The organism is Pseudomonas sp. GM48, assembly GCF_000282335.1.
GTDB lineage: Bacteria > Pseudomonadota > Gammaproteobacteria > Pseudomonadales > Pseudomonadaceae > Aquipseudomonas.
The window spans coordinates 1-21,468 of the sequence record NZ_AKJM01000015.1 but is presented as its reverse complement, the minus strand read 5'-3'; the positions used below and the strand labels follow the sequence as shown (position 1 = coordinate 21,468).

The window sequence follows — 21,468 nt, the reverse complement described above, 5'->3', positions numbered from 1 at the left end:
GTGATCCGCGCCTGCTCTCCACCCCTCCATTATCCCTGTAGGAGCGAGCTTGCTCGCGATGGCGCCGGTTCAATCAACATCAATGTTGAGGCTAAAATCGCAATCGCGAACAAACTCGCTCCCACGGGTTGGCACATAAGGCTGTCATGGACACGGGCTCACGACTCAAATTAGTACGCGAAAGCTACAAACTGTCCCAGCGCGAGCTGGCCCGGCGTAGCGGCGTCACCAATGCCACCATCTCCCTGATCGAACAGAATCGAGTCAGTCCTTCCGTCAGTTCGCTGAAGAAATTGCTGGAGGGCATCCCCATGTCCCTGGCCGACTTCTTCACCTTCGATCAGCCACCCCGCGAACACCAATACGTCTTCCGCGCCAGCGAACAACCCGACCTCGGCCGCCATGGCTTGCGCCTGCTGCTGATCGGCGCGTCCGTGCCGAGCCGGCAGATGCGCCTGCTGCGCGAGCAATACGCGCCGGGCGCCAGTTCCGGAGAAGAGCCGATTGTGCACTCCGAAGGCGAGGAGTGCGGGTTGGTGACCCGTGGCACGGTTGAATTGACCGTGGATGGGCAGGTGAGTGTGCTGAACGCCGGGGATGGCTATTACTTCCCGACGACGTTGCCGCACCGGTTTCGCAACATCGGGGCGGATGAGGCGGAGATTATCAGCGCGAACACGCCGGCGAACTTCTGATAAATGGCTGACCCGGTGACGCTTTGTCAGGTCGGGCAATCGCTTCCTCCAGGCTGAAGCCATTAGGATCAGGCAATAAAAACCCGCGCATTAACGCGGGTTTTTTACGACTGGAATTTGCTTATTGCGCCTTGGATGCTTCAAACCCCCGTTGCTCAATCACCCCAAACACATCCCCCACAGCAGAAGCAGAATCCGCGAAATGTTGGTGACAGTGTTGATGTCGTTTTTGGCGTAGTCGGGGAGGCTGGTACAGGCCATGAGGTTGAGGTATTGCAGGACGGCGTTGAGGCGTTCGGCGGCGCAGTTGTGGAGTTCGCGCAGGGGGGGCTTCGCTGTCGATAACCGGCCTGTAGGACGCTAAGTAGCCCCTGTGGCGAGGGAGCTTGCTCCCGTTCGGCGGCTCTGCCGCCGTAAAACCGGGCATTGCGGTGTGTCTTAGGAAATGGGGTGCAAAGGACTAGGGCCGCTTCGCAGCCCAGCGGGAGCAAGCTCCCTCGCCACAAAGGGACAAGTCCTACAAATTTTCCAGACGTCAAGATTGAACGTTCGTCGGATGGCGGGTTGCTACCATCGCAATTGCCTGCCGATATCAACACGGCTGCTACGCTTGGTCGTTGCAGTGCCCGAGCCCCATTCCTGCTCACACTGCAAGGGTAATCACGGAGTGCGACATCCATTCCTGTCGGCAACCTGCACGGAGGCAGGCGATGGTGATCAAAAGCATGGCCGATTCGACTGCGGCGGGGGTTCCCGTGCCGCTCGATCGGGAAGAAATCGAGCGGGTGCTGGCGCTGTTGCTGGCCAGCCCGTTGTTTGCCAAATCCAGGCGCATGGGCAGCCTGTTGCGCTTTCTGGTCGAGCACGACCTTCAGGCTTGTAATACGCCGCTGACCGAACACGCCATCGGCATCGCGGTGTTTCGTCGTGACCCGACAGTGTATTGCACGGGCGACGATCCTGTGGTGCGAGTGCAGGTGGGGCGCTTGCGGCGCAAGCTCGCAGCGCATTACGCCGGCAACGGCCAGCAGGACCCGGTGCGCTTGAGCATTCCACCCGGGTGTTATCGCGTGACCTATCAGCGGCTGCGGCCCAAGGGCGTCGGCACTCGCCATCCCGTGGTCCAGATCCAGCCGTTTACCTGCCTCACCCGCGATGGCGATGACTTTACCCGGGGCTTGTGCGAGGAGTTGAGCTGCCGACTGTTCGATTCGTTCGAGCAGGCGCAGACCGGGACCAATCATGTATTGATGCGGGTGGCACGCAACAGCGAGCCGGTACCGGACTTCAAGCGTGGCGGGCGTTACAGCTACTGCCTGGAGGGCAGCGTGCGGGTCGAGCCTTCGCGGGTGCGAGCGTCATTGCGCCTGGTGGATGTGGCGCAGGGGCGGATTCGCTGGTCGGCGCAGTTCGATCGTGATCGACCCTATGGCATCGCCACCCAGGAGGACCTCGCGCAGTCGATCTGTCGCTCGCTGACGGGCTACTTCTCCACGGCGGGCAAAGAGGAGTGAAAGGGCAACCGCAAGGTTGCCCCGGCATGACGGTTATACGGTTTTCCACTGACCGCCTTCGTAAAGGCGACCTGCGGTGTTATCGAACGTCAGGTCGATTTCGATCGCCTTGGAGCGTGAGGTACTGAACATGGTGCTGGTCTGTACGTTCTGTTCGAACCACACGAGGATGGTTTCCACCGGCGTCAGCACGGTATTGCCGGTGACGACCTGGTTTACGGCCACGTAGATTGGCGTACTGACCTGATTGCCATCAATGCCGGTGGACAACTGGTTGACCCCCGGGTGGATCGGCGCGTAGTTGTTCACGAAGGTGAAGGAAACATCAGGACCTCCCGTGATCGCCGGGCTCAGCAGGCCGTTTTTATCGAGTGTCGAGGTTTGCCCCAAGCCAATGTTGACGATGTTGGTCGAGACTTTGACTTGTACGTTTTCCTTGAACACGTTGGAGGCGAATAGCTGATATTGCGGGGTCCAGCTGAATTCGTTGTTGCTCAAATACGCATCGTAGGACTGCCAGACTACGTTGTAGTCTTCGGTGCCCACTTTCTTGGCAAAGCACAGCTTGTAGCCGGAATTTTTCAGCGTGGACAGGTCGCCGGGGGCGATTTCTATGGTGACGACTTTTTGTACGGCCGCCAGGGTGGACCTCAACACCTTGTTGTAGTCCGCTGTCTTCAGTTGCGTTGCACCCATGATCGACTTGACGGCTTCTTGCACATCATTGTGAAGCTGCTGGCTCTGTTGGCTGACAGCGATTGATTTGCTCATGGTTTCCCTCTTCCTTGGTGGTGTGTTGGGCAAACAATGGGCTGCTGGCGCCTGGCGCTGCAGTCCATTGACGGCTTCACTCTAGGGTCGAGGGGCAGGGTGGCTAAGTGTCTTGGTGTTACAAGCGGGTATCGGGGGGGTATCAAGGGCCGAGTCAGCGGGGCGGCCGATCGGCCGCCCCGCCTTGACCTCAGGCGGCCTTGGCATCGGCCCAGACGAAGTTCCAGCTGGTGCGTTTGCCCTTGGCGATCTCGATCAGCTTGTTCTCGTACACCGTGTGATTGACCACGCCGGTGTAGGTCAGGGTGCGGGCGGCATTGGTCCCGGTGACCTCACCCGGCTTGCCGCCGGACTCGACCATGGCTTTTTTCATGTCGGCTTCCGACGGGGCGCTGCTCTGGTTTTTTTCAACTTTGACGAAACTCATGATTCACCTCTTCCGTGATGGGGGGATCGGTGTCGGCGCGGGCCGACAAGTTGACGACCCTGTTCCACACCGACGGCCATACTCTATTGACCAGTTCGGCGGCGCAGAAGTGACAACTGCGGCGCTGAGGTAACATTCGGGAAACAGCACCACGCATTGAAGTATCTGCGACGTATCAAGCGTGGACTCACATCGAAGAAGGTTGCGGCGTCACTTCTCGATAAACCCGCGAATCGCCGCAATGGTCTGCGTTGGCGCGTCAATAGCGTCTAAATTTCAGAGAATCTGTCCCATCACGAAGGAACGACTCATGTACAAGTCTCGATCATTGATTGCAGCAATCACCTGTTTGACCCTGATCAGCGGCCCGGTGACGGCGCTGGCTGATCCAGGTAACGGCCAGGGCAACGGGAAGGCCAACCATGGCAACCAGGGGAGTCATGGCAACAAAAACAAGAATTCCGGCGGCGGGGACTGGAGCAATGGCCCGAGCATCAACCGGGGTAGCGTGCTCGAGATCATTGGCGTGAATACCGGCTACTGGACCCCCGGGCCTGCTTTACCACCGGGTATTCAAAAGAACCTTGCCCGAGGCAAGCCGCTTCCACCCGGCATCGCCAAAAAACTCGATGGCCGACTGGTCGGCAGGCTGCCCCATTATGATGGCTACGAATGGCAGCAAGTCGGCACGGATCTGATCCTGGTCGCGCTGGCCACAGGGCTTGTCTATGAGATTCTCGACGGTGCGTTTGATTGACAGGTGAATGGCAGCCTGGCCGTCTGTCGTCGAGCGTGAACTGTCCGGGGGATATCGCGTCATACGTCACGCGATATCAACCACCTACGGAAGCAATCATGCTTTTTAAAAACAAGAGTCTCGTTGCTGTAATGTCATGCGCCATGATGCTTGCAGCCGCCCCGTTACTCCCTGATGGCCTGTCGATCATGGGCTCCGCATACGCGAAGGACGGTGGCGGTGGCGGCGGAAACGGCGGCGGTGGCGGTGGTGGAAACGGCGGCGGAAACGGCGCAGGCCACGGCGGCGGTATGGGTGGCGGACACGCCGGTACAGGCCACTCCGGCAGTAACGGCCGCGGCAACGGGCTGGACAGCGACCATGCTGGCAAATCCGTGCGCGACCATGGCATCAGCGGGAACCATTTCGGTAGTGAGCGCAATGATGATAACGGTCATGGCACCACGACCTCAGGCATCGCCCATTCCAAAGATACTCGCGGCATCTCCAAGGCCAGGGCTATTTCGGCCTCGACGCCGGGTGATCACAACACCAAAGGCCTGAGTAAAGCCGGACTGTCGACCTCGAAAAAAACCCATTGAGTTCGCGGTTGTAGACATCAGTTTCAGAAAAGCCAAAAACCCGCTGAAAGGCGGGTTTTTTGCAACTGGAATGTACGCGGGATTGGTGTTCGACAGCGGTCAATGGTGGGAGCGGGCTTGCTCGCGAAGACGGACTCACAGCCGACGACGAGGGTGGCTGACCCTCCGCTTTCGCGAGCAAGCCCGCTCCCACAGATCCTCAATTGGCCGCCATTGGCCGTGTTCGCAGGCCCTTTTTCACGTCTGAAGGGCTTCGGTGAAGTTGTGCGGCCAGGCTTCCAGCACCGCATCGACCAGCATTTTGCGCAGCCGCGAAGGCATCAGCGAACCGGTGTTGATCAGCCGGTCGAACTCGCTGCCCGTGGCCAGTTCAATCAACGCCCGGATGCCCTGTAAGGCCGATGCATTCAGATCCACCACCGGCTCGAAATGCACCTTCTGCAAGATAGGTTTGCCCAGCAGCATTGACAGACGCTCGGTGATCAGTTGACGGCTGATCGATATCCCGTGCTGTGCGTGGTTATCGACAAAGCGCGCCGAACGGACCTCGGCCTTGTCGATCGCTAGGCCGATCTGCGCGAAACCGACCGACTCGAGATCGAGCGGGTGCGGTTCGCAAAAGCGTCAGGACGTTATCAGTGAGTAATGACAGGTTTGTGACCGGGGCTTTTGCCAGTGCCGTCGCTGGACCCGTTTGTACTCACCCGACGCCACCGCTCGCACGAGCGGTACCGGGGCGTGGGCTGACCTGGACTGGCCGTGGCTATTTCACCGGCTCTCCTGGCTTGATATCCCCGCAAAAAATATCGACGTTGCCATCGGTCGAAGCTGTTCGCACGACCACCGAATATTCGCCGGCAAGCAGCGTTTGCAGCGGGACAGGTGCGGTTCTGGAAAACGTCCAGCCGCGTATGGGTTGGCGTTCGGTGTTGACGGTGTCGTTCATCGCGTAGGCGACTGCCCCGGGTTGCTGGCAACTGCCTTTATTGATGAAGGAGTAAAGACGCAAGGGCAGGATAACCCCGGTTGGAACACCGCTGACGAAGAAACTGAGCCCGGTTTTCTGGTCATAGCCTGTCAACGTGACGGTGCCGATCTGACCGGCGTTTTGCCGGGTGGCGACCAACGTTACGTTCACGCCGTGGTTCGATGAAGTGGCGCAGCCGAAAAGGCTTGCCGTCACTATGAGTGCTGCCACTGAGATTTTGAGATTCATTGCCAAACTCCTGAGTTGAAGAACTGCAATGGGGGAGTTAGCGGGTATAGCGCATTTATCGCCTTCGTGACGTCGTCCATATAAGGCTTTCTATTTTTGAGCGGTGATGGTGGGGCGACTGTCTCTTTCGCCAGCCATTTGGCGGCGTAGCTGTGTAAACCGGCTACATTTGTAACTGGTCGAGCCAGCGTGGATTGCCTGCGGGCACACGTGCTTCGATGCCGATGAAGGTTGGCTATGGTTACGCGTGCAGTTAAAGGATTGTGCGGTCAGTTGAGCCCACTCATCATCCGCATGGACGATTGGCGACTGGAGTGACTGATGAATCAACAAGGCAGCCATCCGCATGAGCGGATTCCGGATACTCCGCAGCGGGGTAGCGTGCGCAGCCTGTTGATCCCGCAATGGCTCGGCAGTTACCGGCCAGACTGGCTGCGAGGCGATGTGGTCGCCGGGCTGACGGCAGCGGCCGTGGTCATTCCCAAGGCGCTGGCGTACGCCACCATTGCCGGCTTGCCGGTGCAGGTCGGGCTGTACACGGTGCTGGTGCCGATGGTGATTTACGCCGTGCTCGGCACCTCGCGCCCGCTCAGTGTCAGCACCACGACCACCCTGGCCATTCTCGCCGGCTCCGCGTTGGGCCAGATCAGCCCCGAGGGCGATGCGGCGACTTTACTGGCGGGTTCCGCCACGCTGGCCCTGATGGTGGGCGCGATCCTGATCGTCGCGGGGCTGCTGCGCCTGGGCTTCGTTGCCAATTTCATTTCCGAGCCGGTGCTGGTGGGTTTCAAGGCCGGCATCGGCGTGGTCATCGTGCTCGACCAGTTACCCAAGCTGTTGGGCACGCACATCGACAAAGGCGGCTTCCTGCACAATCTGCTGGCCACCTTTCAGAGCATCGGTCACGCCTCGCTGCCGACCGTGGCGGTGGGCGTGTTCATGGTCTTGCTACTGGTCGGCATGAAGCGATTTACACCGCGACTGCCCGCACCGTTGATTGCAGTGGCGCTTGGCATCATCGGCATGAGCCTGTTTGGCCTGGAACGCTTTGGTGTGTCCGCCGTCGGTGTGGTGCCGGTCGGGTTGCCCGCACCAACCTTGCCGCTATGGTCGCTGGCCGAAACCCTGTGGCCTTCGGCGATGGGCATCGCGTTGATGAGTTTCACCGAAACCATCGCGGCGGGGCGCGCTTTCGCTCGCAGTGACGAGCCCGCGCCACAGCCGAATCGGGAGCTGCTGGCCACAGGCGTTGCCAACATCGGCGGGGCGTTTCTCGGGGCCATGGTCGCGGGTGGCGGGACCACCCAAACGGCGGTGAACCGCCTGGCCGGCGCCCGTTCGCAACTGGCCGCACTGGTCACCGCCGCATTGGCATTGGGCACTTGCCTGCTGCTGGCACCGCTCATTGGCCTGATGCCCAACGCCACGCTCGCTGCCGTGGTGATTGTGTATTCGGTGGGCCTGATCGAACCGGCGGAATTTCGCGAGATCCTGTCGGTTCGTCGCACTGAATTTGCCTGGGCCGTGGTGGCCATGATCGGCGTGATGCTGTTGGGCACGCTGCAGGGGATCGTCGTGGCAATCGTGGTTTCGTTGCTGGCGCTGGCCTATCAAGTCTCGGACCCGCCGGTGCACATCCTCGGGCGCAAGCCTGGCACCAATGTGTACCGGCCGCAGTCCGCCGAACACGTCGACGACGAACAATTTGACGGGCTGCTGTTGCTTCGGCCTGAAGGCCGGATTTTTTTCGCCAACGCCCAGCGTATCGGCATGAAGATGCACCCCCTGATCGAGCAAGCAAGGCCTGCCGTGGTGATTCTGGACCTGCGCAGCGTGTTCGACCTGGAGTACACCGCCCTGAAAATGCTCACCGGGGCGGAACAGCGACTGCGGGAAAAAGGCATTTCGCTGTGGCTGGTAGGCATGAGCCCGAGTGTATGGGACATGGTCATCAAGGCTCCATTGGGCCGTACGTTGGGCGAGGCGCGGATGTTCCTGAACCTGGAACTGGCGGTGGAACATTACCAACACAGTCGACGCTGAATAAACGCGGCCGGGAGTACTCCGGACGCTGTGTGACGCATTGAAGGAGGTAACGGGCATGGCAAAGAAGAAGGTTGCAACGAAAAGCAAACCGGTTGAAAGCGGCAAGCTCAAGAGCAAGGTTTATCTCGAGGAGCTGGCGCGGCTGCATGTCGAGATGGTCAAGCTGCAGGAGTGGGTGCAGCACTCGGGCGCCAAGGTCTGCATCGTCTTTGAGGGCCGTGATGGCGCCGGCAAGGGCGGGACCATCAAGGCACTGACCGAACGGGTCAGTCCGCGGGTGTTCCGGGTGATAGCGTTGCCGGCGCCGACCGAGCGGGAAAAAAGCCAGATGTATGTGCAACGTTATCTGCCGCACATGCCGGCGGCCGGTGAAGTGGTGATCTTCGATCGCAGCTGGTACAACCGCGCCGGTGTCGAGCGGGTCATGGGGTTTTGCAGCGACGAGCAGGTGCGCGCATTTCTCACCGTGGTGCCGCGAGTCGAGCATGCACTGGTCGAATCGGGAATCATCCTGATCAAGTACTGGCTTGAAGTGAGTCAGGAGGAACAGACCCGACGCCTCAAGGAGCGTATCACCGACGGACGCAAGATCTGGAAGCTGTCGCCCATGGACCTCAAGTCCTATAACCGCTGGTACGACTACTCCCGGGCCCGGGACGATATGTTCGAGGCCACCGACACCGAATTCGCCCCTTGGCGGGTCGCCAACTCGAATGACAAGCGCCGGGCACGTCTGAACATCATCAGCGATGTGCTGAACAGCATTCCTTACGAGGATGTACCGCGGGCAAAAGTTAAACTGCCCAAGCGCCAAAGTCCCGGTAACTATCGGGATCCGAACTATCCGTTCAAGTTCATTCCGGAAAAATTCTGATCGATGCATTGGGCAGGAGCCAGCCCGGGCCGGCTCCTGCTGCATGCCATCAGGCCTTGATCACGTACCCATACGCCCGGGTGCGACCACCTTCCTGCTTCAGGTACACGCCTTGCAACTCCGGTGTGAAGCCGGGCAAACGGTTGATGCCTTCTTCCAGGGCCAGGAAGTACTTCAACACCGCGCCACCCCAGATTTCACCCGGTACCACGCACAACACACCCGGTGGATAGGGCAACGCGCCTTCGGCCGCAACGCGACCATCGGCGTCAGCCAGCGCCACCAGTTCGACGTTGCCACGGATGTATTCGATTTGCGCCTGTTGCGGGTTCATGGCCTTTTTCGGGAAGTGTTCCTTGCGGAACATGTCCTTCTGCAATTGCTGCACGTTGTGGTGACGGTAAAGGTCGTGCATTTCCTGGCAGAGCTGGCGAATGGTGTAGTTGCGGTAGCGCTCCTGATGTTGCGCGTAGATGGCCGGCAGCACCCGGCTCACGGGGGCGTCATCGCTGATGAAGCGTTCGAAACGGGCGATTTGCGCGGCCAGGTGGGTCATCTTCGCCCAGTCTTCGGCCGGGGTGAGCAGGAACAGGATGGAGTTCAGGTCGCATTTTTCCGGGACGATGCCGTTCTCGCGCAGAAAATTGGCCAGGATGCCGGCATGAATGCCGAAATCGGTGTAGCTGCCATCGACCGGATCGATGCCCGGCGTGGTGAACAGCAACTTGCACGGGTCGATGAAGTACTGCTTCTCGGCGTAGCCGGCAAAGGCGTGCCAGCGATCCTTCGGATGGAACTCGAAGAAGCGGATGTCATTGGCAATTTCTTCTGTTGGATAGTCTTCCCACGCGCGCCCTTCAATGGTGTATGGCACGAATGGGCGGATCATGGTGCAGGCTTCGAGAATCAACTTGCGCGCTTCAATCCCGAACCTCACGCAGTCTTCCCACAGACGCAGGCCGCTGCGGCCCGAGTGAATGCGTGCATTCACATCCAGCGAGGCGAACAGCGGGTAGAACGGGCTGGTGGAGGCCTGGGCCATGAACGCGTTGTTGAGCCGGTGATGGTTGCAATAGCGGGCCTGGCCTTTGATGTGCCGGTCTTTCTTGTGCACCTGGGAGGCCTGGGAAAAACCGGCCTGCTGTTTATGTACTGATTGGGTGACGAAGATCCCGGGGTCGTTCTCGTCAAGGTCCAGCAACATGGGCGAGCAGTCCTTCATCATCGGGATGAACTGTTCGTAACCGACCCACGCCGAATCGAACAGGATGTAGTCACACAGCTTGCCGATGCGCTCGACCACTTGCCGGGCGTTGTAGATGGTGCCGTCATAGGTACCCAGTTGAATGATCGCCAGGCGAAAGGGTCGTGGCAGCTGGGCCTTGTCCGGGGCGACTTCGGCAATCAGTTCGCGCAGGTAGTCTTCTTCGAAACAGTGGGCGTCGATGCCGCCGATGAAACCATAGGGATTGCGCGCGGTTTCCAGATAGACCGGCGTGGCCCCGGCCTGCAGTAGTGCGCCCTGGTGGTTGGACTTGTGATTGTTGCGGTCGAACAGCACCAGGTCGCCCGGGGTTAACAGGGCGTTGGTCACCACCTTGTTCGACGCCGAGGTGCCGTTGAGCACGAAGTAGGTTTTGTCGGCGTTGAACACTTGCGCCGCGTGTTTTTGCGCCAGCAGCGCCGGGCCTTCGTGGATCAGCAGGTCACCGAGTTTGACGTCGGCGTTGCACATGTCGGCGCGAAACAGCGTCTCGCCGAAGAAATCGAAAAACTGCCGGCCGGCCGGGTGCTTGCGAAAGAACTGGCCGCCCTGGTGGCCCGGGCAGGCGAAGGTCGCGTTGGCTGACTCGGTGTAGTGTTTGAGCGCATCGAAGAACGGCGGCAGCAGGCTTTCTTCATAGGCTTTGGCGGCTGTTTCCAGCTGGTTGCCATGGTATTCGACGTTGCTGGGCGACAGGTCGAAGATGCCGTTCACTTGCAGCAGCACGTCGTTCAGGTGTTTGTAGACTTCTCGGGGGCGGGTGCTGGTGCCGGGGGAAGGCACCAGGAAAATCGGAACATCAAAACCGGTGCGCTGAATGGTGTCGAGGGCTCCGGCCAACACATCATTGACCGACACCACGGCCACGGCGACGTCGGTAAAGTCGGTTTGGCTAAGTGGAACCACCTCACGGGCGTTCAGAAAACATTCGGATGTGCCATCACTGGCGGCGATTTTCAGAGCTTTCATTGGTGGTGTCTCCTGGCGGGCACTCAATTGCCCACGGCTTTTCAGAGATCAACTTCCGAGGGAGCCTTCCAGTTCTCCGGATCGGAAATCATGTCACCACTGTTTATAGAGCATATTCCTGATCTGTCAGGCCTTTTGCTGCGACCTTGCACATCTTGTCACCAGGTGACGACCCATGGATCAAGCGTGAACCAGTGCGATCGTAAACGAGACCACGATCATGCACGCAAAAGCAAAATTGATATTCATGAGGTTTCCATCCAAAACATGATTGACGGCGCCATCTTGAACAGGTCACAGGAAAATAAAAAATTCGGCGTAATGATTTGAAAGATCGAAAAAAATGATACTTGGAGGCGTTTGCCCGGCCGCCCGTTTGTGTTTGCCCCGTGCTTTGGCTAACCTCGCACAAACACGCAGCTTTGCGCACAAGACACGCACAAACGAGCAAAAACATGCACGATATCCATTCTGCTGCCGAACTTCCGTCTGTCCGCCGGCAAAAAATCCTGTTGATCCTCGAACGTGACGGCAGGGTCATGGCCTCGGAGTTGAGCCAGCATTTCGCCGTGTCCGAAGACACCATCCGTCGCGACCTGGCGGAACTGGCCAGTGCCGGCCTGGTGCAGCGAGTACACGGCGGGGCATTGCCGCGGCCCAAAGACACGGGCAAGGACTATTTCACCCGGATCAGCGAAACCGACGAGGTGAAAACCCACCTGGCGCAACTGGCGGCGCGACGGGTGCAGGACGGTCAGATCGTGGTGTTCGATTCCGGTACCACCACCTTGCAGATCGCTCGTTCGCTGCCGGCGGACATCGCCATTACCGCGATCACCGCGTCGCCGATGACCGCCATTACCCTGTCTGAGTACAAAGGCATCAAGGTGATTCTCGCCGGCGGTCAGCTCAACCCGGCAACAATGTCGGCCAGCGGCCACGAAACCCTGCGGCTGCTGGCGGGCATCAAGGCTGATCTGCTGTTTACCGGGGTGTGCGCGATTCACCCGCAGGTGGGACTCAGCTCACTGCATTTTGATGAAGTGCCGGTGAAACAGACGATGCTCGACTGCGCCTCCCACGTGATTGCCGTCACTACGGCGGACAAACTCGGCGCGGTGGAACCCTTTGTCGTCGCGCCTTGCAACCGTGTGCACACGCTGATCACCGAACGACATGTGGCGTCAGGTAATGTCGAGGACTACCGGGCGTTGGGGATCGAAGTGGTGCAGGTTTGAGTGTTTTTTTGTGGGAGCGGGCTTGCTCGCGAAAGCGTACTTTCAGCCGACATCACCGCTGAATGACGCACCGCTTTCGCGAGCAAGCCCGCTCCCACAAGGGTTGTGTGCCGGCCTCGATATTTGTGATCGACATCGATCCCTGTGGGAGCGGGCTTGCTCGCGAAGGCGTACTTTCAGCCGACATCACCGCTGAATGACACACCGCTTTCGCGAGCAAGCCCGCTCCCACAAGGGTTGTGTGCCGACCTCGATTTTTGTGGTCGACATCAATCCCTGTGGGAGCGGGCTTGCCCGCGATGGCGTACTTTCAGCCGACATCACTGCTGAATGACGCACCGCTTTCGCGAGCAAGCCCGTTCCCACAAGGGGTGTGTGCCGGCCTCGATTTTTGTGGTCGACATCAATCCCTGTGGGAGCGGGCTTGCCCGCGAAGAGGCCAGCACAAACAACATCAATGCCGGATGTGCAGCCAATGGCTCAGCGCAGGCGCTCAAGCATCTGGTAGTACCACATGCCGGCAGCGAGCATCGGGTTGCCGAGCAGGTCGCCCATCGGCACACGGATGTGCTGGCAGGCGGCGAAGGTGTCGAACTGTTCCAGTTTCCCTGTGATCGCCCGGCCCATGATTTCGCCCATGATGTGGGTGGTGGCGATGCCGTGGCCGGAGTAACCCTGGCAATACCAGACGTTGTCCGACAGCTTGCCCAGTTGAGGGATGCGGTTGATCACGATACCCATCGCGCAGCTCCACTGGTAATCGATGGCCACGCCTTTTAACGCCGGGAAGGTCTGCTCGATGCACGGGCGCAGTTCGGCGGCGATGTCGCGCGAATCCTTGCCGCTGTAGTTGGCGCCGCCACCGAACAACAGGCGACCGTCAGCGGTGAGGCGGTAGTAGTCGAGCACGAAGCGGCAGTCGTAGACCGCCAGGTCTTCGGGGTTGATCTGTTTGGCCAGGTCGCCCAGCGGCGCGGTGGTGACGATGCCGCCCATGGCCGGGAAAATCTTGCCCTTGAGCTTGCCCGGTTCCAGCTTGTGGTAGACGTCGCCGGCCAGCAGCACCTGATTGGCGTCGATGTGCCCGTGGGCGGTGCGTACTCCAGGCGTGTCTCCATGAATGATCTCCAGCACTTCGCTGTTTTCGAAGATCAACGCACCCAGGCTTTCGGCGGCGCGAGCCTCACCGATGCACAGGTTGAGCGGGTGCAGGTGCATGTTGCGGGTGTTCTTGATCGCGCCGTGGTAGAGGTCGCTTTGCAGCAGGTCGCGTACCTGGCTGCGGTCGAGCAGGTTGACCTCGTCGCCCATGCCACGGTGCACCGCCTCGTTGTAATCCTTGCGCAAGCCGTCCATGTGCGCGGGTTTGTACGCGGCGTGCAGGTGACCGTGCTTGAGGTCGCAGGCGATGCCGTATTTTTCCACGCGCTGCCGGATGATCTGGTGTCCGCGCCAGCGCAGGTTCCAGATGAAATCGTCGACTTCATCGCCGATGGTGCGGCGCATCTGTTTGCGCATGGCTTCATCGCCCGACAGGCTGCCGGTGACCTGGCCGCCATTACGTCCGGTGGCGCCCCAGCCGATCTTGTGGCTTTCGACGATGGCGACCTTCAGGCCTTTTTCCGCCAGCTCGACGGCGGTGGCAACACCGGTGAAGCCGCCGCCGATGATCACCACGTCAACCTTGTGCCGGCCTTGCAGCGTCGGGTAATCGGTGTCCTGGTTGAGGGTGGCGGTGTAGTAGGAATTGCAACGTTGAGTCATGTCAGTGTCCAGGCAGAATTGGGAGAAACCAATGCCGGTCAGGCGAGCGCAGTCACTGTGGGAGCGGGCTTGCTCGCGAAAGCGGAGTGTCAGTCACCACAAATGCTGAATGTGCGGGCCTCTTCGCGAGCAAGCCCGCTCCCACAGGTTCTGTGTATGGCTGAGCGTGTAAGGAAGGAGCTCGCCAATCAGGCGAGCAGGGCGCTATCCGGCGGACGTGCGGAGTGACGCAATTTTGAACGGCGCAGGGCCATGGGCAGGTTGACGATGCGCTTCATGCAATGCCGTCCACGGCCAGCAGCGCGGTGGCCTGGATCGAGAGGTTCAGCAGGTGCTGTTCTGACGGCAAAGTACGCATGGCGCAGGTTTCCAGCGGCGGAAATCGTCGGTGGCGTGCAGTACAAGCCATCCGGGGATGGCTGGATACTAGGGAGGATTGTGACGCGTGTAAATGTTTGATTCAGAACATCAGGTGCACAACCAGGCCGATCAATCCGCAGCCGATCAAGACCTCGATCACTCCGCGCTTGAACCGCAGCAAGGCAATGCCCGCCGCCATGGCGATCAGCAGCGACGGCCAGTCCAGTGGTCCTGCGAAGCCTTTGGGCCAAAGCACGTGGTAGCCAAAGAAACAGGCCAGATTGAGAATCACGCCAACCACGGCGGCCGTAATGGCCGTCAGCGGTGCGGTGAATGTGAGTTCGTTGTGCGTCGACTCAACCAGCGGTCCGCCGGCGAGGATGAACAGGAACGAAGGCAGGAAGGTGAACCAGGTCACCAGCGTGGCGGCAACGGCGCCGGCGACAAAGGCCTGATCCGGGCCGAAGACCTGATGCACGTAGGCACCGATAAAACCGACGAAGGCGACGACCATGATCAACGGTCCGGGGGTGGTTTCACCGAGCGCCAGGCCGTCGATCATCTGCGTCGGTGTCAGCCATCCAAAATGGCCGACCGCGCCCTGATACACATACGGCAGCACGGCATAGGCACCGCCAAAGGTCAGCAGCGCAGCCTTGGTAAAGAACCAGGCCATCTGGGTCAGCGTGCCTTCCCAGCCAAACAACGCGGCGAGCATGGCCATGGGCAGTGCCCACAGAATGGCCCCGATAACGGCCAGACGCGCCAGTTTAAAGCCACTGAAACGGGCATGTTCAGGGGTTGGGGTGTCATCGTCGATCACTGCCGGGCCGAAGGATTTTTTCGCCGCGCTGTGGCCACCGGCCCTGAATTTTTCCGGCGCCAGTCGTCCGCCGAAAAATCCGATGACCGCCGCGCCGAGCACGATCAGCGGAAACGGCATGTTGAGCACGAAGATGGCCGCGAAGGACGCGGCGGCGATGCCCCATAACCAGCCATTCTTCAGCGCCCGCGAGCCGATCCGGTGAGCTGCCTGCACCACGATGGCCGTGACCGCCGGCTTGATCCCGTAAAACAGTCCGGCGACCACAGGCACTTCACCAAAGGCGATGTAAACCCACGACAGCGCAATCAGGATGAACAACGACGGCAATACAAACAGCACGCCAGCGATCACACCGCCCCAGGTCCGGTGCATGAGCCAGCCGATGTAAGTCGCCAACTGCTGAGCCTCAGGCCCGGGCAGTAACATGCAGTAGTTGAGGGCGTGCAGAAAGCGCCGCTCGGAGATCCAGCGCCGGCGCTCGACCAGTTCCTGATGCATGATCGAAATCTGCCCCGCCGGCCCGCCAAAACTGATGAAACCAAGCTTGAGCCAGAACAAAAAGGCTTCGTGCAGACTGATAGACCGGGGCTGCGGCACAACCTGTTCGGTGACCGGGGAGGGCGTGGGGCTCAAGCGGAAATTCCTTGTGCAGAGGATCTTTGAGCCAATGACTGTAGCTACGCCGGAGCGCGTTGCATAGTCGCTTGAGGCTGCGTATCTGCCCAGCGCTCGATGGCTGATCGGTCGCTGTCACGGGCGTCGACCCAATGTGTGCCGGACGCCCCTTCTTCGCGCTTCCAGAACGGCGCGCTGGTTTTCAGGTAGTCCATGATGAACGCACAGGCTTCGAAAGCGGCTTGACGATGCTGGCTGCTGACGCCGACAAACACGATCGGCTCGCTGATTGACAACGGGCCGATCCGATGCACGATCTCTACGCCCCGCAGTGGCCATCGGGCCTTGGCGTCGTCGATGATTGTTTGCAGTGAGCGTTCGGTCATACCCGGGTAGTGCTCCAGAAACAACCCGGTGACCGCCTCACCCTGATTGATGTCACGCACGTAGCCGACGAAGTTGACCACGGCACCCACGCCCGGATCATTCGCCTGCAGGCTGTCGATCAACTGGCTGATGTCAAACACTTCACGCTGGACCCGAACCGTCATGCCTCAACCCCCGGTGACCGGTGGGAAAAAGGCGATCTCGTCATAGTCTTCGATCACCCGGTCCGGATGGCACAGCTCCTGGTTCAGTGCACACATCAGGTTGCTTTCACCGAGTACCTGGCTCCACAACTCGCCGCGAGCCATCAGCAAGCGGCGCACGTCTTCGATGGTCCTGAGGCTGTCGGTCAGGGGCAGTTTTTCACCGCCCAGGTTGAGCTGCTCGCGGTAACGGGCGAAGTAATTGATCAGGATCATTGTGCGTCCTCGAACTTGAAATGACCGGAGCGGCCACCGTGTTTACTGAGCAGGCGGATGTCATCGATGACCATGCCGCGGTCCACGGCCTTGCACATGTCGTAGAGGGTCAACGCCGCCACACTGACGGCGGTGAGGGCTTCGAGCTCGACCCCGGTCTGGCCCTCGACGCGGCAGGTGCCGAGGATTTTCACGCTGTCCGGTGTGCAGGCCTTGAGTTCGACGTGGATCGAACTGAGCAGCAGGGTGTGGCACAGCGGGATCAGCTCATGGGTTTTTTTCGCCGCCATGATTCCAGCGATCCGCGCCACGGCAAATACGTCGCCTTTGGGGTGGCCGTCGCTTTGAATCAGCTTCAGGGTTTCCGGGCGCATCCGCACCCAGGCCTGGGCCTGGGCTTCACGCTGCGTCGGGGTTTTTTCGCTGACATCGACCATGTTGGCGCGACCCTGGCTGTCGAGGTGGGTCAGGCCATTGGCCGATGCATTTGAAATGTCTGTCATGGGAAGTTCCTGCGCTTGCCAGCGCGGTGATCAGGTGAAGGCATCATGCCGGGCTGTAAATGCGTGGTGCGTTACGGTGGGGGACGTGAATCAGGTTGAGGCGATGCTTGATCGCCCATTGCACGGTCAGGGCGGTGGGCGCCGACAGACTGACCAGCGTGCCGAGCCGGGCTCTGACGGCCTTGTGGATCAATTCCAGGCTGCAACGGCTGGTGACCACGGTGAAGCCGCTGCGGCTGTCGATGCCGGCGTGCTGCAGGGCGCCGATCAACTTGTCCAGTGCGTTGTGGCGGCCAATGTCTTCGCGGCAGATCTGCGCGTTGCCTTGGCTGTCGAAGTACAGCGCTGCGTGCAGTGCGCCGCTGCTGCGGGCCATTTGTTGTGCCTGTTCGATGCGGCTGCGAATGTCGATGAAGTGCTCGGCGGGCGGCAGGGCAACCGGGTCGAGAATGTCCAGTTTCGGCAGGGCCTGCTCCAGCGCTTCTACGCCGCACAGGCCGCAGCCACTGGTACCGGCCATTTGTCGACGATGTTTTTTCAGTGCCCAGAACGCGCGGCTGGAGATCTGCACGTCTGCCTGAACGGCCTGGTCGAAGTGGGTCAGGCGCAGGTCGTAGATTTCGTTCTGGTCCTCAACGATGTCGTTGCTGACGCTGAAGCCTCGGATGAAATCTTCCAGGTTGCCCGGCGAGACCATCATCACGGCCTGACTCAAACCGTTGTAGGTGATTGCCAGGGCGATCTCGGCGGCCAGCGCTGCCTGACAGACTGTCGCGGTGTTGTCGTATTCGCGAAAGTTCACGCTCAGCGGTTTGGGTGCGGGGGCGTTGGTATCGCTTCGAACATCGGCTTGATCAACTTGGCACAACATGAAAAGAACCTCGAAGCGCTGAATTGAGTTCAGGCTACGGGTAACTTTCCAGAGCGTCCAATCGCTTGTTCCGATTCGCCGATTGGTGATGTCTATCAGGCTGGCCAAACATGTCCGGTTCGGTTTTATATAAAACCGAAAGTTGATCAGTTAGTCCGACTGAATAAAGTTCGTGCTTCGGCGAAACACTTCTCGGCAATCGCCGAACGTGGCTCGGTCTTGCGCATCACCAGGCCCAGGGGCGCGAGTACGCTGGCATCCGGCAATTCGATGAACGACAGGTGTTCGATGGGCTCTTCCAGGCCGCTGTCCAGCGGCATGATCGCGCAGCAGAAACCTTCGTGAATCGCCTGCAGCAACTGATAAGTCGAATCGCTTTCCAGGATCGGCTGCGGGTCCAGTCCGCGGCTGCGAAAACTCAGGTCGATGGATTTGCGGTAGTGCATGCCGTTGCTGAGCATCCCCAGCGGCAGTTCAGCGGCGTCCTCCCAGCTCATTTGCGTGCCGTCGAAATGGAAGTGGCGGGTGTCGTACAGCAGGCCGACGCGGGTCTCGCCGATCTCGAAAAACTCGAAATAGCTCGGGTTGACGTGATCGAGGTAGCACACGCCCAGGTCCAGTTGATTGTTGCCAAGGCCCTCGATGATCTGGTCGGAACTCAAGGAAGACAGGCTGTACTTGAGCTCGGGAAAGCTGCGGGACAGGCCCTGAATGTAGGTAACAGGGTTGAAGCTGCTGAGTGGCACCAGCCCCAGGCGCAAGTTACCGACGAGTTGTCCCCGGCACGCGGCAGCCTCGGCGAAGAGCCCGTCGTGGGCGGCCAGCAGGGTTCTGGCCCACGCCAGTACGCGTTCGCCAGCCTGGGTAAAACCCTCGAAGCGCTGGCCCCGGGTGACCAACACCAGGTCCAGTTCATCCTCCAGGTTGCGCAGGCGCATCGACAGCGTGGGCTGGGTGATGTGGCAGCGCGCAGCCGCCTGGCCGAAGTGGCGGGTCTGCTCCAGGGCGATCAGGAATTTGAGTTGTTTGATGTCCATGACGGCACCTGCTGGCGGGGGAGTGAGGGGTAAGTATTGACTCAGGTGCGCAAGACACAAGGCGAGGTAGAAAACATGAGGTGCGGACGATCTCATTGTCTTCGGCGTGCGTCCAATCACTGGTATTTAAGGGGTTATCGATGGGCTCTATCACTGATGCCTTTTCTGGTCTTTTTATATTGATAGATAGGCTCGATAGTCTGGTTGGTTAGAGTGATTAGACACGGCTCGATTTATCGAATTAGTCTCAGGAAGTTATTTAATTTAGCTATTTAATTCATGCCTGCCGGAGAATCCCATGAGCGTCAAACCGGATGCGTTGTTTATACCCTTGAATATTGCCGTGCTGACCGTTAGCGATACCCGTGAATATGCCAATGACACCTCCGGCCAGTTACTCGTCAGTCGTCTGCTGGAAGCCGGCCACACCCTGAGCGAGCGCAACCTGCTCAAGGATGACCTCTACAAGATCCGCGCGCAGGTGGCGAACTGGATTGCCGACGACGGCATTCAGGTGGTGCTGATTACTGGCGGTACCGGGTTCACCGGTCGCGACAGCACACCCGAGGCTGTGGCCTGTTTGCTGGATAAGCAGATCGATGGCTTCGGCGAACTGTTCCGGGCGATTTCGATCCTCGACATTGGCACCTCGACAGTGCAGAGCCGGGCGTTGGCCGGGCTGGCCAATGGCACGCTGGTCTGCTGCCTGCCGGGGTCCACGGGCGCCTGCCGCACCGCATGGGAAGGCATCCTCGCCGAACAGCTCGACGCTCGCCACCGGCCATGCAATTTCGTGCCGCACCTTAAGCCTGTGCAAGCCTGCGGGACGCGGGGATGAGTCGATCACCCTTGATGCCGGTGGAGGAGGCCATCGACCGTTTGCTGACAATGGCCGAGGCGCGGTGGATTGAAGACAGTGAAGCGGTGCCGCTCAGTGCCGCCAGGCAACGGGTACTGGCCAATGACCTGGTGGCGACTCTCGATCTGCCGCCGTGGCCGAACAGCGCCATGGATGGTTTTGCCCTGAATGTCGAGGGTTGGGACGGGGAACCGCTGGCCGTGTCGCAACAGGTGTTTGCCGGTCATGCCCCCGAAGCCCTGGCACCGGGAACCTGCGCGCGCATCTTCACCGGCGCTCCTGTTCCACCGGGTGCCAACTGCGTGGAGATGCAGGAGAACACCGAGGTACTGGATGACGGGCGTATCTGCTTCAAGCAGCCACTGAGCGCCGGCAGTAACATCCGCCCGCAAGGCCAGGAAAACCGCGTCGGCGATGTGCTGCTGCATGCCGGTAAGCGCCTCGGTCCGTTCGAACTGGCGGTCGCGGCGGCGCAGGGCTGCACCCATGTGCAGGTGGTGCGGCGACCGCGGGTGGCGTTGTTGTCGACCGGCGATGAACTGGTCGAGCCGGGCAATCCCCTCAAGCCCGGCAGCATCTACAACAGCAACCGTACATTGTTGAACCACTGGTTGAATGCGTTGGGTTGCGAGGTGATTGATGCCGGCATTCTTCCCGACGAGCCACGCCAGACGCGGCTCAAGCTCGAACAGCTGCAACACACGGCAGACCTGATGCTCAGCACGGGTGGTGTGTCCGCCGGTGACGCCGACTGCCTCGGCCAGGTGCTGCGCGAGTGCGGCAAACCGTTGCTGTGGAAACTCTCGATCAAACCCGGAAAGCCGTTGACCGTGGGCCACTTCGGCCGCGTGCCGGTGATTGGCCTGCCGGGTAATCCTACATCGGCATTGGTGACTTTCGGCCTGTTGGCCCGGGTTTATCTGTTGCGGATTCAGGGCGTGGAAGACGTCGAGCCGTTGAGTTTCCCGGTCAGGGTCGGCTTTGCCTGGCCCAAACCCGGGAGTCGCCGCGAGTACCTGCGGGCGAAACTCGAAGCCGGTCGGGCGGTGCTCTATCCGAACCAGAGTTCAGGCGTGTTGCTGGGCGCATCCTGGGCCGATGGACTGGTGGAAGTGCCGGAAGGCTGCACCCTGGAAGTGGGCGACACAGCGCGGTTCATACCCTTCAGCGAACTGTTCTGACACTGACTCGGTGGGAGCGGGCTTGCTCGCGAAGAGGCCGGCACATTCAACAGAGATGTTGCCTGACCTGACGCCTTCGCGAGCAAGCCCGCTCCCACAGTTTTGATCTTCAATGAACGCCAATCCCACGGCCGACCACAATCCCTTGTGGGAGCGGGCTTGCTCGCGAAGAGACCGGCCCATCCAACAGAGATGTCGATTGACCTGACGCTTTCGCGAGCAAGCCCGCTCCCACAGTTTTGATCTTCAGTGAACGCCAATCCCGCGGCCGGCCACAATCCCTTGTGGGAGCGG

21 protein-coding genes and 2 pseudogenes are annotated in these 21,468 nt (G+C 60.1%); 9 read left to right on the top strand and 14 right to left on the bottom strand.

Features of this window, described 5'->3' with window-relative positions:
• The first annotated feature begins 146 nt into the window (after nt 1-146).
• The gene (locus PMI28_RS25950; protein WP_007982140.1) at nt 147-695 is read left to right on the top strand and encodes a cupin domain-containing protein; all 549 of its coding nucleotides are present in this window, start codon (nt 147-149) and stop codon (nt 693-695) included.
• Nucleotides 696-816: 121 nt separating this feature from the next.
• Here PMI28_RS25950 and PMI28_RS30930 read toward each other — a convergent pair.
• Nucleotides 817-1,022 (bottom strand): annotated as a pseudogene (locus PMI28_RS30930) (fructose-bisphosphate aldolase); the annotation flags it as partial.
• Between the two features lie 383 nt (nt 1,023-1,405).
• Here PMI28_RS30930 and PMI28_RS25955 point away from each other — a divergent pair.
• On the top strand, nt 1,406-2,209 hold the full coding sequence (locus tag PMI28_RS25955) for a hypothetical protein (RefSeq protein ID WP_007982138.1): 804 nt from the start codon (nt 1,406-1,408) through the stop codon (nt 2,207-2,209).
• A gap of 33 nt (nt 2,210-2,242) precedes the next feature.
• Here PMI28_RS25955 and PMI28_RS25960 read toward each other — a convergent pair whose 3' ends face one another.
• Nucleotides 2,243-2,980: a hypothetical protein gene (locus PMI28_RS25960; protein WP_007982135.1), complete on the bottom strand. Its 738-nt coding sequence runs from the start codon at nt 2,978-2,980 to the stop codon at nt 2,243-2,245.
• 190 nt (nt 2,981-3,170) lie between these two features.
• Nucleotides 3,171-3,407, bottom strand: coding sequence for a hypothetical protein (locus PMI28_RS25965; RefSeq protein ID WP_007982133.1), 237 nt, complete (start codon nt 3,405-3,407; stop codon nt 3,171-3,173).
• Nucleotides 3,408-3,717: 310 nt separating this feature from the next.
• Between PMI28_RS25965 and PMI28_RS25970 the strand changes: the two genes are divergently transcribed.
• Nucleotides 3,718-4,164, top strand: a complete 447-nt coding sequence (locus tag PMI28_RS25970; protein WP_007982132.1) for an anti-virulence regulator CigR family protein — start codon at nt 3,718-3,720, stop codon at nt 4,162-4,164.
• Between the two features lie 98 nt (nt 4,165-4,262).
• Nucleotides 4,263-4,745 (top strand): hypothetical protein, encoded by a 483-nt coding sequence (locus tag PMI28_RS30710; RefSeq protein WP_007982131.1) that lies wholly within the window; start codon nt 4,263-4,265, stop codon nt 4,743-4,745.
• Between the two features lie 243 nt (nt 4,746-4,988).
• On the opposite strand, the pseudogene PMI28_RS0128240 reads toward PMI28_RS30710, so the two are convergent.
• A pseudogene (locus tag PMI28_RS0128240) lies at nt 4,989-5,339 on the bottom strand (AraC family transcriptional regulator); the annotation flags it as partial.
• A 169-nt stretch (nt 5,340-5,508) separates the two neighbouring features.
• Nucleotides 5,509-5,961: a hypothetical protein gene (locus PMI28_RS25980; RefSeq protein WP_007982129.1), complete on the bottom strand. Its 453-nt coding sequence runs from the start codon at nt 5,959-5,961 to the stop codon at nt 5,509-5,511.
• Nucleotides 5,962-6,282: 321 nt separating this feature from the next.
• On the opposite strand from PMI28_RS25980, the gene PMI28_RS25985 reads away from it, so the two are divergent.
• Entirely contained in the window at nt 6,283-8,004 is a 1,722-nt protein-coding gene (locus PMI28_RS25985; RefSeq protein WP_007982128.1) for a SulP family inorganic anion transporter, read from the top strand.
• 58 nt (nt 8,005-8,062) lie between these two features.
• Nucleotides 8,063-8,881, top strand: a complete 819-nt coding sequence (ppk2, locus tag PMI28_RS25990; RefSeq protein WP_007982127.1) for a polyphosphate kinase 2 — start codon at nt 8,063-8,065, stop codon at nt 8,879-8,881.
• A 49-nt stretch (nt 8,882-8,930) separates the two neighbouring features.
• Here the strand turns inward: ppk2 and speF are convergent, their stop codons facing one another.
• Nucleotides 8,931-11,114, bottom strand: coding sequence for an ornithine decarboxylase SpeF (speF, locus tag PMI28_RS25995; protein ID WP_007982126.1), 2,184 nt, complete (start codon nt 11,112-11,114; stop codon nt 8,931-8,933).
• A 455-nt stretch (nt 11,115-11,569) separates the two neighbouring features.
• On the opposite strand from speF, the gene PMI28_RS26000 reads away from it, so the two are divergent.
• Entirely contained in the window at nt 11,570-12,352 is a 783-nt protein-coding gene (locus PMI28_RS26000) for a DeoR/GlpR family DNA-binding transcription regulator (RefSeq protein WP_007982125.1), read from the top strand.
• 480 nt (nt 12,353-12,832) lie between these two features.
• On the opposite strand, the gene PMI28_RS26005 is transcribed toward PMI28_RS26000, so the two are convergent.
• From PMI28_RS26005 to PMI28_RS26035, 8 genes are all read right to left on the bottom strand, one after another.
• Entirely contained in the window at nt 12,833-14,116 is a 1,284-nt protein-coding gene (locus PMI28_RS26005) for an NAD(P)/FAD-dependent oxidoreductase (RefSeq protein WP_007982124.1), read from the bottom strand.
• A gap of 274 nt (nt 14,117-14,390) precedes the next feature.
• On the bottom strand, nt 14,391-14,525 hold the full coding sequence (locus PMI28_RS31375; RefSeq protein WP_274517530.1) for a hypothetical protein: 135 nt from the start codon (nt 14,523-14,525) through the stop codon (nt 14,391-14,393).
• Between the two features lie 51 nt (nt 14,526-14,576).
• Entirely contained in the window at nt 14,577-15,935 is a 1,359-nt protein-coding gene (chrA, locus tag PMI28_RS26010; RefSeq protein ID WP_007982121.1) for a chromate efflux transporter, read from the bottom strand.
• A gap of 44 nt (nt 15,936-15,979) precedes the next feature.
• A complete protein-coding gene (gene moaE, locus PMI28_RS26015) occupies nt 15,980-16,468 on the bottom strand; it encodes a molybdopterin synthase catalytic subunit MoaE (RefSeq protein ID WP_007982119.1) in 489 nt (162 codons plus the stop codon).
• A 3-nt stretch (nt 16,469-16,471) separates the two neighbouring features.
• A complete protein-coding gene (gene moaD / locus PMI28_RS26020; RefSeq protein WP_007982117.1) occupies nt 16,472-16,723 on the bottom strand; it encodes a molybdopterin converting factor subunit 1 in 252 nt (83 codons plus the stop codon).
• A complete protein-coding gene (moaC, locus tag PMI28_RS26025; RefSeq protein WP_007982114.1) occupies nt 16,720-17,226 on the bottom strand; it encodes a cyclic pyranopterin monophosphate synthase MoaC in 507 nt (168 codons plus the stop codon). Before moaC ends, moaD begins: the two co-directional genes overlap by 4 nt.
• A 43-nt stretch (nt 17,227-17,269) precedes the next feature.
• Nucleotides 17,270-18,097 (bottom strand): formate dehydrogenase accessory sulfurtransferase FdhD, encoded by an 828-nt coding sequence (gene fdhD / locus PMI28_RS26030; protein WP_007982111.1) that lies wholly within the window; start codon nt 18,095-18,097, stop codon nt 17,270-17,272.
• A gap of 146 nt (nt 18,098-18,243) precedes the next feature.
• Nucleotides 18,244-19,134, bottom strand: a complete 891-nt coding sequence (locus PMI28_RS26035) for a LysR family transcriptional regulator (protein WP_007982109.1) — start codon at nt 19,132-19,134, stop codon at nt 18,244-18,246.
• A 298-nt stretch (nt 19,135-19,432) separates the two neighbouring features.
• On the opposite strand from PMI28_RS26035, the gene moaB reads away from it, so the two are divergent.
• Entirely contained in the window at nt 19,433-19,972 is a 540-nt protein-coding gene (gene moaB / locus PMI28_RS26040; protein WP_007976036.1) for a molybdenum cofactor biosynthesis protein B, read from the top strand.
• Nucleotides 19,969-21,174, top strand: coding sequence for a molybdopterin molybdotransferase MoeA (locus PMI28_RS26045; RefSeq protein ID WP_007982106.1), 1,206 nt, complete (start codon nt 19,969-19,971; stop codon nt 21,172-21,174). The genes moaB and PMI28_RS26045 overlap by 4 nt, the downstream gene beginning before the upstream one ends.
• The last annotated feature ends 294 nt before the right edge of the window (nt 21,175-21,468 follow it).